Raw genomic sequence first — 443 nt, forward strand, 5'->3', positions numbered from 1 at the left:
GAAGTCGTAACAAGGTAGCCGTATCGGAAGGTGCGGCTGGATCACCTCCTTTCTAAGGATATTTACGGAATATAAGACCTTGGGTCTTATAAACAGAACGTTCCCTGTCTTGTTTAGTTTTGAAGGAACTTTGTTCCTTAAATAAGTTAAGATGGGCCTGTAGCTCAGCTGGTTAGAGCGCACGCCTGATAAGCGTGAGGTCGGTGGTTCGAGTCCACTCAGGCCCACCATCTTAAATAATGGGGCCTTAGCTCAGCTGGGAGAGCGCCTGCTTTGCACGCAGGAGGTCAGCGGTTCGATCCCGCTAGGCTCCACCAACGTGTTCTTTGAAAACTAGATAACAGTAGACATCACATTCAATTAGTAAGACAAGATATCACATAGTGATTCTTTTTAACGGTTAAGTTAGAAAGGGCGCACGGTGGATGCCTTGGCACTAGGAG

The 443-nt window shown here is 47.2% G+C and carries 2 tRNA genes and 1 rRNA gene; all 3 read left to right on the plus strand.

What is annotated here, in order from left to right:
- Positions 1-52 (plus strand): 16S ribosomal RNA (locus tag CVV77_RS22235); the annotation flags it as partial.
- Positions 53-153: 101 nt separating this feature from the next.
- Positions 154-230: transfer RNA gene (locus tag CVV77_RS21870), tRNA-Ile, on the plus strand.
- An 11-nt stretch (positions 231-241) separates the two neighbouring features.
- Positions 242-317 (plus strand) — tRNA-Ala (locus CVV77_RS21875).
- Positions 318-443: the final 126 nt, after the last annotated feature.

Source organism: Bacillus sp. SN1, from assembly GCF_002796895.1.
Taxonomy (GTDB): Bacteria; Bacillota; Bacilli; order Bacillales; family Bacillaceae; genus Bacillus; species Bacillus inaquosorum.